The organism is Vreelandella xerophytica, from assembly GCF_968048975.1.
The window spans coordinates 56,702-73,130 of sequence record NZ_OZ309106.1; the positions used below are offsets into that span (position 1 = coordinate 56,702).

Here is a 16,429-nt window from a genome sequence, read left to right on the forward strand (position 1 = left end):
GGCGGCTCTTCAGGAAAACGGTGGAGCCTTGCGGCCATAAACTCGTGTAATCATAGCGTATTTCAAGCCCCGGCTCCTACCAGGTGCCAGGCCAGCGGCAGTAAAAGCGCGGTGAAAATGCCGGTCAGACTCATCCCCAGCGAAGCAAAGGCGCCGGCGGCGGGGCTGATTTCGAAAGCCCGCACGGTGCCGATGGCATGGCCATTGAGCCCCAGGGCAAAACCGATGATACGCTCGTCGGCGATGTTCAATAACCGGGCTGCGGGGCCGGTAAACGCTGCAGTGGCCACCCCGGTGACCAACAGCGCGCCCAGCATCAACGCCACCGAGCCACCGATCTGCTCGGTAATACCGATGGCAATGGGGGCGGTAACCGACTTTGCTGCGATGGACGCCAGGATGTCCGGCGGGGCCCCCATCAGCCAGGCGATCCCCAGGGCGTAGCAGGCGGCCAGACTGGCAGCGAGAGGCAGACAGACGCTAAGCGGGCGCCAAAGCGCACGAATGTGGCCAAGCTGTTGATAAAGCGGAAGCCCCAGCGCCACGGTGGCGGGACCGAGCAGAATGGTCAGCCACGTCGCCCCTTGGCGGTAACGCTCGTAAGGCAGGCCAATGAGCGCAAGCATCGCGGCCAGCAGCAGCGCGGCGATCAACACTGCCGGCAGCCAGGTGGGCCGCTTCAGACGAATAAAGAGCGCGTTGGCCGCCAGATACGCGCAAAGCGTCAGCCCCACGGCGAAAAGCGGTGTGGCCGCCAGCGCCTCGAGCAAGCCGTCAACGGGCACGGTGCCCCTCCATCAGGCGCTTTAGCAGCCACAAGGTGGTGGCCACGCTCAATAGCGTACCCACCACCAGCGCGCAGAGAATCACCAGCCACTGGCCCTGGAGCTCGTCGAGGATAAAGAACACCCCGACGACGCCGGGCATGATCAGCATCGCCAGCAGTGCGATAAGCGGCTGAGCCGCCGCACCAAGCGATGCCGGGACGCGGCGAATCACGATCAGCGTGGCGGTAAGCAAGAGCATGCCCACCACGCCGGAAGAGACGGGTAAACCGGAGAGACGGATGACCGCCTCTCCAATCAGGTAGTAGCCGATCAGCCACAAGAAACCGTTCAATGCGGGCATCGTGGCCTCGGATCACACATGCAACAGGGCGGGTTAATCCAGCAACTCATTGGCCTGGGTGACGACGTTTTCCACCGTGAAACCAAAGTGCTTGAACAGATCCCCCGCCGGCGCGGACTCGCCGAAGGTGGTCATGCCGATCACCCGGCCATCAAGGCCCACGTACTTGTACCAGTAGTCGGCGTGGGCCGCCTCGATGGCAATACGCTTGGTCACCGCGCGGGGCAGCACGCTCTCCTTGTACTCGGCGTCCTGGCCGTCGAAGCGGTAGGTGGATGGCATGGAGACGACGCGAACCGCCTTGCCCTGGCCTTCGAGCTCGGCGGCGGCGTCCATGGCCAGACCCACTTCCGAGCCGGTGGCGATCAAAATCAGCTCCGGGGTGGCCTCTGAATCCTTCAACACGTAGCCACCGCGCTGAATGGCGGCCAGCTGCGCCTTGGTGCGCGCCTGGTGGGGCAGGTTCTGGCGCGACAGCACCAGCGCCGTGGGTCCGGAGCGGCGTTTGAGCGCCGCATCCCAGGACGCCATGGTCTCGACAGCGTCACACGGGCGCCAGGTCGAAAGGTTCGGCGTGGTGCGCAGGCTCGTGAGTTGCTCGACCGGCTGGTGAGTCGGGCCATCTTCGCCCAGGCCAATGGAGTCGTGGGTGAACACGTAGATCGCGTGATTACCGATGAGCGAGGCCATACGCACGGCGTTACGCATGTACTCCATGAAGATCAAGAAGGTCGCGCCATAGGGCACGAAGCCGCCGTGCAGGGCGATGCCGTTCATCACCGCACCCATGCCGAACTCGCGCACCCCATAATGCAGGTAGCTGCCGTTCGGGTCTTCCGCGGTAATCGCCTTGGTGCCTTCCCAGAAGGTCAGGTTAGAAGGCGCCAGGTCGGCGCTGCCGCCCAGAAGCTCCGGCATCTGCGGGCCAATCGCGTTGAGCGCCAAAAGCGAGGCCTTGCGTGTCGGGATGCTTTCGCCTTTCTCCTGGGCCTTTTCGATCAGCGCCTCGGTGCCAAGCTCCGCGGGCAACTCGCCCTTCATGCGACGCTTGAACTCACGGGCGAGCTCCGGGTGGGCATCAGAGTAGCGGGCAAAACGCTCGTTCCAGGCCTCTTGGCTCTTCTTGCCTTCTTCCCGGGCGTCCCAGCCGGTGTAGACCGGCTCGGGAATATGAAACGGCGCGTGCTCCCAGCCCAGCTGCTTGCGCGCTGCGGCGACTTCTTCGTCACCCAGCGGGGCGCCGTGGGCGTCTTCCTTGCCCTGCTTGTTAGGCGCGCCGAAGCCGATGATGGTCTTGCAGATGATCAGACTCGGCTTGTCGCTTTGCTTGGCAAGCTCGATGGCCGCCTTGATCTCGTCAGGCTTGTGACCGTCGACGTTGGGTACCACGTGCCAGCCGTAGGCCTCGAAGCGCTTGGCGGTGTCGTCGGTGAACCAGCCCTCGACCTCGCCGTCGATGGAAATGCCGTTGTCGTCATAAAGCGCGATCAGCTTGCCCAGCTGCTGAGTACCGGCCAGTGACGCCGCCTCGTGGGAGATGCCTTCCATCAGGCAGCCATCGCCCAGAAAGCACCAGGTATGGTGATCGACGATGGTGTGGCCAGGCTGGTTGAACTGGGCCGCCAGGGTCTTCTCGGCAATCGCAAAGCCGACCGCGTTGGCAAACCCCTGGCCCAGCGGGCCCGTGGTGGTTTCGATACCCGGCGCGTAGCCGAACTCCGGATGGCCCGCAGTGGGCGAGTGGAGCTGGCGAAACGCCTGCAGGTGCTCGAGGCTTACATCGTAGCCGGTGAGGTGTAAAAGCGAGTAGAGCAGCATCGAGCCGTGACCGTTGGAGAGCACGAACCGGTCGCGGTCGGCCCACTTCGGATCCTCGGGGTTGTGCTTGAGGTAGTCATTCCACAGCACCTCGGCGATGTCTGCCATCCCCATGGGCGCGCCGGGATGGCCGGATTTGGCCTTCTGTACGGCATCCATGGAAAGGGCGCGAATGGCATTGGCCAGCTCAAAACGGGACGGCATGGGGTGCTCCTCGCCTAAAACGAAAACGTTAAAGGCGCTATTGTCGCTGACTTCCCGGGCATCGGCAAATTATAGGCGCGCGTATGGGAAGAAGCGGCCCTTGCGTGTAAACTTCAGCGTTTGATGCGGCGTCGCCGCTTTATCACTCGGGCAGGGTGCCTCCTGCCTTGATTTTCTGATGCTGTCACCCGGCAGCCGTCGTACGAGGGCCGAGCGCGTAATGAGCGAATATTCCCTGTTTACTTCCGAGTCCGTCTCCGAAGGGCACCCCGATAAAATTGCCGACCAGATTTCCGACGCGGTGCTGGATGCGATCATTGCCCGGGACAAGCAGGCGCGCGTGGCCTGTGAAACCCTGGTGAAAACCGGCGTGGCGATCATTGCCGGCGAGATCACCACCTCCGCCTGGGTCGATCTGGAAACCCTGGTGCGCGATGTGATCACCAACATCGGCTACACCTCCTCTCATGTGGGCTTTGACGGCGCCACCTGCGGCGTGGTGAACCTGATCGGCAAGCAGAGCGTGGAGATTGCCCAGGGGGTGGATCGCAGCAAGCCGGAAGACCAGGGGGCGGGCGATCAGGGGTTGATGTTCGGTTACGCCACCAACGAAACCGACTCCTACATGCCCGCGCCGATTCACTACTCCCACCGCCTGGTGGAGCGTCAAGCGGAACTGCGCAAGAACGGCATGCTGCCCTGGCTTCGCCCGGACGCCAAGAGCCAGGTCACCTTCCGCTACGACGCCAAGGGCCAGCCCTGCGGCGTGGACGCGGTGGTGCTCTCCACCCAGCACGACCCGGAGATCGCCCAGGAAGACCTGCGCCACATGGTACAGCGCGAAATCATCGAAGAGGTGCTGCCCGCCGAGTGGCTGGACGAGAACACCCAGTACCACATCAACCCGACGGGCAAGTTCGTCATTGGCGGCCCGGTGGGTGACTGCGGTTTGACCGGGCGCAAGATCATCGTCGATACCTATGGTGGCATGGCGCGCCACGGCGGCGGTGCGTTCTCGGGCAAGGACCCGTCGAAAGTGGACCGCAGCGCGGCCTACGCCGGGCGCTACGTGGCCAAGAACGTGGTCGCCGCTGGCCTGGCGGACAAGTGCGAAATCCAGGTGTCCTACGCCATCGGCGTGGCCGAGCCGACCTCGGTCGCCATCGACACCTTTGGCACTGGCAAGCTCGACGACGCGCGCATCGTCGAGCTGGTGCGTGAGCACTTCGACCTGCGTCCCTACGCGATCACCAAAATGCTCGATCTGCTGCACCCGATGTATCAGCTCACCGCGGCCTACGGCCACTTCGGCCGCGAGCCCTTCGAGCACAGCTATACCTGGGTCGACGACAAGGGCGAAAGCCGCACGGAAACCTTCACGGCCTTCCCTTGGGAGAAGATCGACAAGGTCGACGCGCTGCGCGCCGCCGCCCTTTAAGCCTACGCTACCCGCAAGACGCCCTCGGCCTGGCCGGGGGCGTTTTTTTTATGGGCGATGGCCACGTTTTACTCTAGGCTTGGCTATGAATAGTTAGGTTTGGGTGAGGCCTCATGACAACCACAAGACGCGACCGATTTCCCTTTGCCAGCCTTTACGCGCTGGTTGCCTGGCTGGCGCTGATGCTCTGGATCCCGGCCCCGGTGAAAGCCGACGACTGCCCGCCCTGGAGCGAGGCGCAACTGGCACTTGAAACCCAAGCGCTGGCCGAGCAGATCGCGCTTTGGGATTTGAGCTATCACGGTGAAGGCGTGGCGCTGGTGAGCGATACCCTTTACGACCAGACGGTTGCGCGCTTGAATCACTGGCAGGTGTGCCTTGGTCAAGCGCCGGTTCATCGGCCGCTCGAGCGTGTGGTGCATACCACGTCCAGCCGCGCCCACCCGGCGGCCCAGACGGGCCTGCAAAAGACCGATGAAGCCGGCGTGCGCCGCTTTACCACCCGCCGCGAGCATCTCTGGATTCAGCCCAAGGTGGACGGCGTGGCGGTAACGCTGCGCTACGCGCAGGGCACGCTGGTCGAGGCGGTGAGCCGCGGAGACGGCGAACGTGGCCAGGACTGGACCGCACGGGCGCAAAGAATCGACACCGTACCCAACGAACTCCCGCAAGCCCTCGATGCCATCTTCCAGGGTGAGCTCTACTGGCGGCTGGAGGATCACGTTCAGTCCCAGGTGCCGGATAGCGGCGCCCGAGGCCTGGTGGCCGGCGCCATGGCCCAGCGCAGCCCAAGCGTGGAGACGCTTGAGCGCATTGGCCTGTTCGTCTGGGATTGGCCGGATGGGCCCACCGACATGGCCGCGCGGCTGGAAGCGCTCGCGGCGCTTGGCTTCGATACCGGGGCCTACACCCATCACCTCGACGTCGAACAGGACGCCGCCTACTGGCGCGATGTCTGGTTCAATGCGCCGCTGCCCTTTGCCACCGATGGCGTCGTGATCAAGCAGGCCGAGCGCCCGGGCGTGCGCCACTGGTCGTCATCACCCCCCGACTGGGCAGTGGCCTGGAAGTATCCGCCCTCGAAGGCGCTGGCCGAGGTGCGCGGTGTGGAATTTCGCGTGGGGCGCACCGGTCGGGTTACGCCGCTTTTATGGCTCAACCCGGTGGAACTCGATGGCCGACGCATCAGCCGGGTGTCGCTGGGCTCGCTTGACCGCTGGCAGGCATGGGATGTGCGCCCCGGTGACCAGGTGGCCGTCGAGCTTGCCGGGCTGACCATTCCCCAGGTCAGTGAGGTGGTCTGGCATACCCGCGAGCGTGCCGAGCTGACGCCGCCCACCCCGGAGCGCTACCATCTTTTAAGCTGCTTCACGTTGACGCCTGAGTGCTTTGATCAACTGCTGGCACGGCTCACGTATCTGGGCGAGCAGTTGGGGATGCAAGGCGTGGGAGAAGGCACCTGGCGCGCGCTTCTAGAGGCAGGCGTGGTGGATGAGCTTCTGGGCTGGCAGCGGGCAAGCCGCGAGGAGCTGCGACGTGTTTCCGGCATCGGCGCGGTGCGCGCCGAGGCGTTGAGAAGCGCTTTCACGCAGGCCCGGCAAGCCTCGTTCAGCGCGTGGCTTGACGCGCTCGGTATGCCGCCCGGGGGTGATGCGCGTCTGGGTGATTGGGATACCCTCAGCGCACTAAGTGTGGACGAGTGGCGAGCAAGGCCCGGGGTAGGCCCGGTACGCGCCGAAGCGCTGGCCGCGTTTTTCAGCCACGTCGATGTCGCCCGTATGGCCACGCAGCTAAGAGCCTACAACGTGGCGGGCTTCAGCCAAGGCCCGTCAGGGCCAGCATCAGCCCCAGATAAAGCGGAATAAGCAGGGGTGCCAGCAGCGTGCTCACCAGCACCGCCAGCGCCCCTTTCTGCGGTTGAATGCCGAGCTCCATGGCCACGACCACGACATTCGAGGCCATGGGCACCACGCTCAACAGCAAAAGCGCCAGGCCAAGCTCCAGCGAGAGCGGCGTGAGCGCACCCAGCGCGAGCACAAGGGCGAGCATGAGCATCGGCCAGAGCACGTAGCGAAGCCCCACGCAGGCAAGAATGAACCGGGTATCCCAGGCGGCAAGCTTTACCTGACTTAGCGTCATGCCGATGATCATCATGCCCAACAGCGTGTAGGTGGCGGGAAACACCGCAAGAGATTCCATGACCGGCGCGGGCAGCGCCACCGACAGCGCACTTAGCAAAAGCGCCGAAGCAAACGCGTAGAGCAGCGGCAGGCGGCTGATCTTGACCAGGCTCTGGCGCACCGAAAACTGCCCCCGGGCGCTTAGATAAAAGCCCACGGTGAATTCGTAAAGGTTGATACCCAGCATGCAGAAAAGGTAAAGCGTCACCCCCTCCGGAGGCAGCAAAACGAGCGCGATGGGCAGGCCAAAGTAGCCGGTATTGCCGGTACCCGAGGAGAACGCCAGAAGCGCGGCTTCATGAGGGCCGAAATAGCGTCGCCCTATCCGATTGACCAAAAGCGCGATGGTGCTGGTCAGGGTAAAGAGCGCAAGCGTCAACAGCAGGTAATCGGCGGTGGGGCTGCCATTCATCAGTGCCCGAAAAACGGTGATGGGAGCGATCACGTAGACCAAGAGTGTGGCGATGGGCTGCGGGTTGACGTTAAGGCGCAGTGCGGCGATAAACCCAAGTGCCACAAAGCTTAAAAGAGTGAGTAGCGGACCCATCAGGGTAGCCGGTGATAAATCCATACCGTTTCCTAGTGAACGTCGGTCACACTGAGCCGTGGTGACTATGAGTCAAACTAAAGCGATGTCGTGGAATCTTTCATTAGCCGCGGCCTGGCGTAGCGGCGACAATAGCGCACAATATCACTTTTTAACCCCGTGAGGCCCCGTATGAGCAGCCAGGAACATCCGTTAGGTATCAGTTTTGAGTTCTTTCCGCCCAGCACCGATGCCGGACGCGAGAAGCTGATTCATGTACGCGATGAGCTGGCCGCCTCCCACCCGCGCTTTTTCTCGGTCACCTACGGCGCCGGCGGCTCCACCCAGGCACGCACCCGCGATACGGTACGCTGTGTCAGCGAAAGCGGCATCAGTACCGCGCCGCATCTATCCTGCATCGGCAGCGAAAAAGCCCAGCTTCGTGACCTGCTGGCGCAGTACCGCGAAGAGGGTGTGAATAGCCTGGTGGCACTGCGCGGTGATCTGCCCTCGGGCATGGCGAGCATCGGCGAGCTGCGCTACGCCAATGAGCTGGTCGAATTCATTCGTGCAGAAACCGGGGACCATTTCGATATCGCTGTGGCTGCCTATCCGGAATCCCACCCCCAGGCGGCCAACCTGGAACGGGACGTGGAAAACTTCGCCCGCAAGATGAAGGCTGGCGCCAACATGGCGATCACCCAGTACTTCTTCACCGCGGACGCCTACTTTCACTTTGTCGAGCGCGCCCGGGCCCACGGCGTTGACCAACCGATCATCCCGGGCATCATGCCGATCACCAATTACACCAAGCTGGCGCGGTTTTCGGACGCCTGCGGCGCGGAGATTCCCCGCTGGATGCGCAAGCAGCTCGAGGCTTTTGGCGACGACAGCGAAGCGATTGGTGAATTTGGTACCGACGTCATTACCCGCCTTTGCCAGCGTCTGCTCGACGGCGGCGCCCCGGGCCTTCACTTCTACACGCTGAACCAGTCCGCACCGGTATTGAAGGTGATGGATAATCTGGTGGGTTGAGCCAACACGGGCTAATGAAAAACGCCCGCTCAAGTTACCTTGAGCGGGCGTTTGGGTTTTACGCGATCACTATTACGAGGTACTGGGGGCGGGCGTATTGGCGTGCTGCTTGCGCTGCATCACGAACAGCGCCGCACCGATGGCAAGCCCCGCCACGTCGGTGTAGATGCCGCCATAGATCATGAACATGGCCCCGATCAACATCACCACGCGCGTGATACCGTTCACCGGTCCGAAGAACCACTTCTGCACCATGCCCGACAGCAGCACGATACCGAGTGTTGCGGTCACGCCCACGCGCAAAATCTGCATCGCGGAGCCTTCCATGAGCATCGCCGGGCTGTAGAAGAACATGAACGGCACGATGAACGCTGCAAGGCCTATCTTGAACGAGGCCACGGAGGTGCCCATCGGGTTATCCCCGGAAATACCCGCCGCCGCGTAGGAAGCCAGTGCCACCGGCGGGGTGATCGCCGAAACTACCGCGAAGTAGAACACGAAAAAGTGCGCCACCAGCGGCTGAATGCCGATGTTGATCAACCCCGGCGCCACCACCGACGCCGCGACCGCGTAGGCGGCAGTGGTGGGCATGCCCATGCCCAGCAAGATGCTGATCAGCATGGCGAAGAACAGCGCCAGCAACTGGCTGACACCGGCCAGGCCCAGCAGCAGCGAGGAGAAGCGCGCGCCGACGCCGGTCAGCGAAATGACGCCCACGATCAAGCCGGCGCAGGCGCACACGGCGATGATCTGGATCGACATGGTGCCGGCCAGTTGGAGGGCTTTCAGAATCGCCCGCAGCCCCATCTTGTTGGGTGAGATCCAGCTCACCACCGCCGCCGAGGCCGTGGCCAAGGTGCCTGCACGAATCACCGAGTAACCCATGAACAAGGCCACGATCAGGATGATGATCGGCGCGAAGAGATAGACCTGCTTCACCAGGTGGGAAAAGCGCGGAATCTCGTCCTTGCGCATACCGCGCATGCCCTTGCGCGCGGCCTCGAAGTCGACCATGAAGTAGATCGAGGCGAAGTAGAGCACCGCCGGAATGATCGCGGCGATGGCGATCTCGGTATAAGGGATACCGGTGACTTCCGCCATGATGAAGGCGCCTGCGCCCATGATCGGCGGCATGATCTGCCCACCTGTGGACGCCGCCGCTTCGATGGCGCCGGCACTGCGCGCCGGGTAGCCTACCTTCTTCATCAGGGGAATGGTCAAGGAGCCTGTCGAGACCACATTACCCGCCGAGGTGCCGTTGATCATGCCCATCAAGCCCGAGGCGAAGATCGACACCTTGGCGGGGCCGCCACGGGCGCGTCCGGCGGCGGCGAAGGCGAAGTTCACGAAGTAGTCGCCGACCTTGGAGGCCTGCAAGAACGCGGCGAAGATGATGAACAAGATGATGTAGGTCGAGGAAACTGCGGTGGTCGGCCCCAGAATACCCGCATCGGTATACACCTGGCTGAAAAAGCGCTGAAGCGACAGCCCCGGATAGCCCAGAAAGCCCGGCAGATAAGGGCCGGCGAAGACGTAGCCCAGAAAGATCGCCGAGATGGCCACGAGTGCCAATCCCGCCACCCGCCGAGTCAGTTCCAGAATCAAGAGCGAGCCGGCGATCGCCGCCCAGGAGATGCCGATGGGGGCAAAGGAGGTGCCGGTGGAGGCGCGCATGGGTGTGTTGTACATCAGTAGCAAATAGCCCGCACTTGCCATGGCACACACCATCAGCACCAGATCCGCAGGGCTGAAGCGGTGGCGCGCCAGGCGGAAAAACCAGGAAAGCACGATGGCGGCGGCGGTGGTCGCCATGAGCGGATAGCCGAAGTGCCAATTCTCTACGCCCGGGTCGATGCGCATCGCGCCGCCGGCCAGGGTTTGCTGCATCAAGAACACCTGGACCAGGGTGTAGGCCGCGGGTATCAAAAGCGCGTAGCCAAGCCCCTTGAGCCAGGCAGGGGAGGCCTGCTGGTCGGTCTCGGCAAAGCGGGCGCCGGCAAAGAGGCCGTAACCCAGAATCAAGGCGCCGGCAATGTGCACGATACGAAACGACCAGGTTTCCATCGGGTAGACGTTCAGCGAAAACAGATGAAAGCCCGAGTAGGCGATCGCAAGCGTGGCAAACAGCAAGAACTGCCAGCCGGTGAATAACCGTCGATTGGCTTCGACGGTTTCCTCGTCCACGCCGTCGGCGATCGTGGCGGTCGAGGCAGACGTCGCATGACCTTGATCTGCGGCGTCCAGGGAAGTGGGGTCGGACTTGTGACTCATTAGAGGTCACCCTCACAGCAAGACAGAAAAAGGGGAAGGAAGAAAAACGGCCCCGCCCGGCGCTGCGGGCGGGGCCGTCAGAACGCCACGCGTTACTTGATCATGTCTTCGTCGATCTCATGACCGTTCTCTTCGAACCAGCGCGCGGCTCCCGGGTGGAAGGGCAGTACGGTGTTGTGCACGATGTTTTCCGGGATGGTGGTTTCGGCGCTTCGGTGGATCGAGCGCATGCGGTCATTGTTCTCCATGGTGACCTTGGTGACTTCATAGATGAAGTCCTCGGGCAGGTCGCAGGCGGCCATGGCGAAGTTCCACATGGATACTACCTGGGAGTCTTCGTCCAGGGTGGTGTAGGTGCTGGCCGGTATGGAGAATTCCGCCACCGGGTAGGCGTCGAGCACCGTGGCCAGTTCCTCGTCGCTGAAGGGGATGATGTTGACGTCGGTCTGCACCTCGAGCTGGCTGACTGCCGGCAGCGGAATACCTGCGGCGAAGGCGATCACGTCCAGCAGGCCGTCCTGGAGCTGGCCGCCCAGATCCGACCAGCCGCCGTTGCGGCGCTCGAAGTTCACGCCCAGGGTTTCCAGCATGGCCGGGAAGTAGGTGTCCGAGGTGGACGCCGCCGGGCCAAAGCCGATGCGCGCGCCATCAGGAATGTCCGAGATCGACTCGATACCCGAGCTTGACAGCGCAGTGATGGAAAACGGCGTTTCGTACATGGGGAACAGCGCGCAGACGTTGTCCATCTGAAGACCCGGTGCCAACGGGCTTTCGCCGTTCACCGCATCCGCGGCCGGGCCCATGGTGGTCAGGCCAAACGCCATATCGCCGCTGTGCACCAGCGCCAGATTCTGGGTCGGGCCGCCGGTCACTTCGCCGCCACCGGAAAGGCCGAGTTCGTCGGCGATGAAATTCGCCCAACCCGAGCCGTACACGAAGTACGTGCCGCCCTGGCTTGCGGTACCCACGGTGAAGTTTTGCGGCCAGTCGCTGCGGTCGGCCTGGGCGCTACTTGCGGCGGCGACAAGGGCGCCGCTGGCGAGTAGCAGGGCGGTTTTAGGCATGAGTTGGCGCATGGCAGTGTTTCCTAAGCTGTTATTGAAATGAGGCGGAAGGCCAGAGAAGGCGCGTCCGCCGTACAAGCAGCTTATCTAGAGCGATTGTCGTGCCAATGCGGTTTTATATTAAATAAGTCAAAGGCTTGCAGATTTTTTCTGCAACTTTGGTAGAAAGCGTCAAACCGTGAAGTGTCTGGTTTTTCGCACAGAATAGGCGCTGGAGTGTGCGGTTATACGCACACTCCGGGAAAGGGGGGGGTGGGCAGGTTCAGCGCTTGGGATCCAGAATGCGTACCGGCTGCACGTCCGGGCTCTTTTGATCGTCGCGAACCTGGTTGACCCGTGTGGTCAGCTCCGAGGAATTTTCATCCTCGATGGGCAACTGTTCGAAAAAGTCGCAGTTGACGCACTCCCGGTAGCGTATACCGTTTTGCTCCCAGGCACGAACGCGGTCCATTTCCGCGCAGCGCGGGCATATAACACCGGCAATAAAGCGTTTTACATTCGACATGGGGTCTCCCGAGCGCGGCACCCGCCGCGCTCCGTGTTCGTGAACGGGGATCGTCAGGCGGCGCGGATGCCGCTGTGGCGCAGAAGTGGCTCCACGCTGGGTTCGCGCCCGCGAAATGCCTTGAAAAGCTCTGCAGCGTCTACCGCGCCGCCCTGCTCAAGCACTTGCTGGCGAAAACGCGCCCCGGTAGCCGGGTCGAAAATACCCGCTTCTTCGAAGGCGCTCCAGGCGTCAGCGGAAAGCACCTCCGCCCACTTGTAGCTATAATAGCCCGCCGCGTAGCCGCCGGCGAAGATATGGCTGAAGCTGTTCTGGAAACGGTTGAAGGCCACCGTGGGAACAATCGATGTTTGCCGACGCACATCGTCCAGAAGCACTTGAACATCGTCGGCAGAGGGAGCCTCGAGCTCGTGGTGCAGGCGCAGATCAAACAGCGAAAACTCGATCTGGCGCATCATGCCCATGGCGGACTGGAAGTTCCTGGCCGCCTGCAGGCGCTCGAAAAGCGCGTCGGGCAGCGGCTCACCGGTGTCTACGTGCCTGGCGAGCAGGTCGAGCCCCTCACGCTCCCAGCAGTAGTTTTCCATGAACTGGCTGGGCAGTTCGACGGCGTCCCAGGCCACCCCGTTGATGCCGGAGATATCGGCGATCGACTGCTTGGTCAGCATATGGTGAAGACCGTGACCGAATTCGTGGAACAGCGTCGTCACTTCGTCGTGGGTCAAGAGCGCGGGCTTGCTGCCGACGGGAGCGGTGAAATTGCAGGTCAGAAACGCCACCGGCAGCTGCAGGCCGTGTTCGGTCTGTCGACGTACCCGGCAGTCCGCCATCCAGGCGCCGCCACGCTTGCCTTCCCGGGCGTACAAGTCGAGATAGAACCCGGCAATCGGCGCGCCGTTTTCCAGAATGCGAAAGAACCTGACGTCCGGATGATAGCGCAGGGCCTGCTTATCCTCTTCCACCTGAACGTTATACAGGCGCTTGAGCACTTGAAACAGCCCATCGACTACCTGGGGCGCGGGGAAATAGGGGCGAAGCTGCTCCTGATTGATTGCGTAGCGCGCCTCGCGAAGCTTTTCGCTGGCGTAGGCCACGTCCCAGGGCTTCAAGGTATCGATAGCCAGCTCGTCACGTGCGTAGCGGCTCAGCTCGTCAAACTCTTCCTTCGCCTGGGGGCTTGCGCGGCGCGCGAGATCATCGAGAAACTCGAGGACCTGGTGGGGCGAGTCCGCCATCTTGGTGGCCAGGGAAAGATCGGCGTAGGTATCAAAGCCCAGCAGATGGGCAAGCTCCTGGCGAAGCGTTAGGATCTCTTCGATCAGCGCCGCGTTGTCGAACTTGCCCGCATCGGGCCCCTGGTCGGAGGCGCGGGTGACAAACGCGGTGTATACCTCTTCTCTGAGTTCCCGATTGTCGGCGTAGCTGACAATCGGGAAGAAGCTGGGGAAGTCCAGGGTGATCCGATAACCTGCCACGCCTTTCGCCTCGGCGATGGCCTTCAGCGTTTCCCGAGCGCTTTCGGGCACACCGGCAAGCTGATCGTCGCTTTCGATATCCTTGTGCCAGGCTTGCGTTGCGTCCAGCACGTTGTTGGAGAACTGGTTGGAAAGACTCGACAGGCGCGACTGGATCTCGCCGTAGCGGACTTTCTTGTCCGCCGGCAGAGCCACCCCGGCCAGGCGGAAATCGCGCAGGGCATTGTCCACGGTGCGCTGCTGGCCGGCGTCAAGGCTTGACCAGACCGGCTCTTCTTTCAGCGCTTGCCAGCCGTGAAAAAGCCCTTCGTGCTGCCCCACCCAGGTACCGAAGGCGGAGAGCTGCTCGAGACAGGTCTGATAGGCGTCGCGAAGCTCTGAGGAGTTCATGGTGGCATTCAAATGCGCCACCGGCGACCAGGCCTGGGAGAGTCTGTCGTTGACGGCTTCGAGCGGGGCGGCGAAGCTTTCCCAGGTAGGCGTCGTCGTGGCCGCTCGGTCCACGAGGCGGTCGATGGCTTCACGGCTTTCGCTTAACAAGGTTTCAATGGCCGGCACTACATGGTCGGCGCGAATATCAACAAAAGGGGGAAGCTCGTGTGTCTCAAGCAAGGGATTGCGGGACATAGACACCTCGTTGAAGATGGAAAGACGCAGAATGCGTATCGATGATGACAAGGTGCGGGCGATGGACAGCGCTTTCAATGGGGGCGAGCGGTATCGTGGCGATTGGCCTTTTGACAGGCGACTGCTAGGCTTGCCGGCTTTCAGTACCGCCACAGGTGGGAGCAGGTAATGAACGAAACGCTAGAGCGCTGGGGGTCAAAGCGCGCTTTTATCCTCGCGATAACCGGGGCGGCGGTCGGGCTTGGCAATATATGGCGCTTTCCGTATATCGCCGGTGAAAACGGTGGCGCGGCGTTCTTGCTGCTCTATATCGCCTTCGTGCTTCTTTTGGGCATTCCGGTGATGATGGCGGAGATTCTGATTGGCCGCGCAGGACGGCAAAGCCCCATGCGCTCGTTGAGCGCTCTTGCTGCATCAGCCGGGGCCAGCCAGCGCTGGCGCTTTCTGGGGCTTTTCGGTGCGCTGACCGTGTTCTGTATCCTGTCGTTTTATTCGGTGGTCTCGGGCTGGTCCATCGAGTTTCTGGTCGCCTCCATCAACGGCAGCTTCATCGATCGAAGCCCTGAGGCGATCGGTGCCGGGTTCGACGCTTTCCTGGCCAACCCGTGGCTTTTGGTCTTCAATCATTCGCTGTTTCTGTTCATGACCATGACAGTGGTCGCCGCTGGCGTTGCCAAGGGTCTCGAGCGGCTGAACAATCTGTTGATGCCGATTCTCTACGTGCTGTTGCTGGTGCTGGCAGGTTACGGGGCAAGTACCGATGGTTTTGGCGAAGCGCTGACGTGGCTCTTTTTACCCTCGTTTGAAATGATCACCCCGGCCGTGGTCTTTCATGCCATGGGACATGCGTTTTTCACGCTGGCGGTGGGCGCCTGTGCTCTGATGGCCTACGGGGCGTACATGCCCGAAGAGCAGAGCCTGACCAAGGCGGCCTTCGCGGTGGCCTTGCTCGACATCAGCGTGGCGCTCTTGGCGGGTATTGCCATTTTCTCCATCGTCTTCGCCCAGGGGCTCGACCCCGCCGAGGGGCCGGGTCTGATGTTCGTCACCTTGCCCATCGCCTTTTCCGAGCTGCCCTTTGGCAGCGTCTGGCTCAGCGGCTTTTTTCTGCTTTTGCTGCTGGCGACCTGGACATCGGCGATCAACCTGGCCGAACCCATGGTGGCCACCCTGACGGGCCTTGGCTGGCGGCGTGGTTTCAGTACGGCGACCATCGCGTTAAGCGTGTGGCTGGTAGGGGTGCTCGCGGCCTTTTCATTTTCGACCTTGAGCGAATTTCGACCGCTCTGGGGGCGTAACGTGTTTGAACTCTTGAGCTCTATTCCCCCGGACATCTTTCTGCCGCTGGGCGGGCTCTTGATAGCCATCTTTGCCGCCTGGGTGCTGCCCGAATCCCGCGCGTCCCAGGCGCTGGGCGCGGGCCGTCGGGGCTACCGGCTCTGGCGTGCCACGCTTCGCTGGGTATCGATTCCGTTGACGCTGGCTGTCCTGGTCGGCGGCGTAATGTCTTTGGTTTGATGACGCACACAAGACCCATGAGGAGAAAACATGAGCAAGGCGTTGAGAGCGTTCAAGAACTACTTTCCCAGGCTTGGCGAACGGGTGTTCATCGACCCGGCCAGCGTGGTGATCGGTGATGTCGAGCTGGGCGATGACTGCTCCGTCTGGCCGATGACGGTGATCCGGGGCGATATGCACCGCATTCGTATCGGGGCGCGCACCAGTGTGCAGGATGGCAGCGTGCTGCATATTACCCACGCCAGTGATTTCAACCCGGACGGGTTCGCCCTCACCATCGGCGATGACGTGACCATCGGTCACAAGGCAATGCTGCACGGCGCAACGCTTGGCAGCCGCATTCTGGTGGGCATGGGATCGATCGTGATGGATGGTGCCGTGGTGGAGGATGAAGTGATCATCGCAGCCGGTGCGGTAGTCACGCCGGGCAAGCAATTGAAAAGCGGCTACGTCTACGCGGGCAATCCGGCCAAGGCCTTGCGCCCGTTGAAAGAGAAAGAGCGGGCCTTTTTCACCTACACCGCCGGTAACTACGTGAAGCTGAAAGATCAGTTTCTGGCCGAACCGGTTCTGGAGTGACGCTAAACGGTTGGCTTGACACTCTTTTTACTACCAATTTTACTACCAAAGTCGTGTCTCA

At 62.2% G+C, this 16,429-nt stretch carries 13 protein-coding genes; 5 read left to right on the plus strand and 8 right to left on the minus strand.

The annotated features are described in order from the left end of the window. Positions 1 to 62: 62 nt before the first annotated feature. Genes ACWF8S_RS00260 through tkt form a run of 3 tightly spaced genes read right to left on the minus strand, consistent with a single transcriptional unit; the run spans position 63 to position 3,150 of the window. Entirely contained in the window at positions 63 to 785 is a 723-nt protein-coding gene (locus ACWF8S_RS00260) for an LrgB family protein (RefSeq protein ID WP_447554836.1), read from the minus strand. Continuing rightward, entirely contained in the window at positions 775 to 1,128 is a 354-nt protein-coding gene (locus ACWF8S_RS00265; protein WP_447554837.1) for a CidA/LrgA family protein, read from the minus strand. The genes ACWF8S_RS00260 and ACWF8S_RS00265 overlap by 11 nt, the downstream gene beginning before the upstream one ends. Positions 1,129 to 1,161: 33 nt before the next feature. Beyond that, on the minus strand, positions 1,162 to 3,150 hold the full coding sequence (tkt, locus tag ACWF8S_RS00270) for a transketolase (RefSeq protein WP_447554838.1): 1,989 nt from the start codon (positions 3,148 to 3,150) through the stop codon (positions 1,162 to 1,164). A 220-nt stretch (positions 3,151 to 3,370) separates the two neighbouring features. Between tkt and metK the strand changes: the two genes are divergently transcribed. Both metK and ligB read left to right on the plus strand, forming a co-directional pair. Further along, entirely contained in the window at positions 3,371 to 4,588 is a 1,218-nt protein-coding gene (metK, locus tag ACWF8S_RS00275) for a methionine adenosyltransferase (RefSeq protein ID WP_447554839.1), read from the plus strand. A 113-nt stretch (positions 4,589 to 4,701) separates the two neighbouring features. Continuing rightward, positions 4,702 to 6,453, plus strand: coding sequence for an NAD-dependent DNA ligase LigB (gene ligB, locus ACWF8S_RS00280; RefSeq protein WP_447554840.1), 1,752 nt, complete (start codon positions 4,702 to 4,704; stop codon positions 6,451 to 6,453). Here ligB and ACWF8S_RS00285 read toward each other — a convergent pair. After that, positions 6,404 to 7,339 carry an AEC family transporter gene (locus tag ACWF8S_RS00285; protein ID WP_447554841.1) on the minus strand — a complete coding sequence of 312 codons (936 nt, stop codon included), beginning with the start codon at positions 7,337 to 7,339 and terminating at the stop codon, positions 6,404 to 6,406. The genes ligB and ACWF8S_RS00285 overlap by 50 nt on opposite strands. Before the next feature lie 147 nt (positions 7,340 to 7,486). Here ACWF8S_RS00285 and metF point away from each other — a divergent pair, with 147 nt between their 5' ends. After that, positions 7,487 to 8,329 (plus strand): methylenetetrahydrofolate reductase [NAD(P)H], encoded by an 843-nt coding sequence (metF, locus tag ACWF8S_RS00290; RefSeq protein ID WP_447554842.1) that lies wholly within the window; start codon positions 7,487 to 7,489, stop codon positions 8,327 to 8,329. A gap of 72 nt (positions 8,330 to 8,401) precedes the next feature. Here metF and ACWF8S_RS00295 read toward each other — a convergent pair whose 3' ends face one another. The 4 genes from ACWF8S_RS00295 to prlC all read right to left on the minus strand — a co-directional run bounded on the left by ACWF8S_RS00295 (position 8,402) and on the right by prlC (position 14,271). Next, on the minus strand, positions 8,402 to 10,600 hold the full coding sequence (locus ACWF8S_RS00295; protein ID WP_447554843.1) for a TRAP transporter permease: 2,199 nt from the start codon (positions 10,598 to 10,600) through the stop codon (positions 8,402 to 8,404). A gap of 92 nt (positions 10,601 to 10,692) precedes the next feature. Continuing rightward, positions 10,693 to 11,676: a TAXI family TRAP transporter solute-binding subunit gene (locus ACWF8S_RS00300; protein ID WP_447554844.1), complete on the minus strand. Its 984-nt coding sequence runs from the start codon at positions 11,674 to 11,676 to the stop codon at positions 10,693 to 10,695. 250 nt (positions 11,677 to 11,926) lie between these two features. Continuing rightward, positions 11,927 to 12,169 (minus strand): YheV family putative zinc ribbon protein, encoded by a 243-nt coding sequence (locus tag ACWF8S_RS00305; RefSeq protein WP_447554845.1) that lies wholly within the window; start codon positions 12,167 to 12,169, stop codon positions 11,927 to 11,929. Positions 12,170 to 12,222: 53 nt separating this feature from the next. Then, the gene (gene prlC, locus ACWF8S_RS00310; protein ID WP_447554846.1) at positions 12,223 to 14,271 is read right to left on the minus strand and encodes an oligopeptidase A; all 2,049 of its coding nucleotides are present in this window, start codon (positions 14,269 to 14,271) and stop codon (positions 12,223 to 12,225) included. Between the two features lie 168 nt (positions 14,272 to 14,439). Here prlC and ACWF8S_RS00315 point away from each other — a divergent pair, with 168 nt between their 5' ends. Together ACWF8S_RS00315 and ACWF8S_RS00320 are read left to right on the plus strand one after the other, a co-directional pair. Further along, positions 14,440 to 15,789 carry a sodium-dependent transporter gene (locus ACWF8S_RS00315; RefSeq protein WP_447554847.1) on the plus strand — a complete coding sequence of 450 codons (1,350 nt, stop codon included), beginning with the start codon at positions 14,440 to 14,442 and terminating at the stop codon, positions 15,787 to 15,789. A gap of 30 nt (positions 15,790 to 15,819) precedes the next feature. Next, positions 15,820 to 16,368 carry a gamma carbonic anhydrase family protein gene (locus tag ACWF8S_RS00320; RefSeq protein ID WP_447554848.1) on the plus strand — a complete coding sequence of 183 codons (549 nt, stop codon included), beginning with the start codon at positions 15,820 to 15,822 and terminating at the stop codon, positions 16,366 to 16,368. Positions 16,369 to 16,429: the final 61 nt, after the last annotated feature.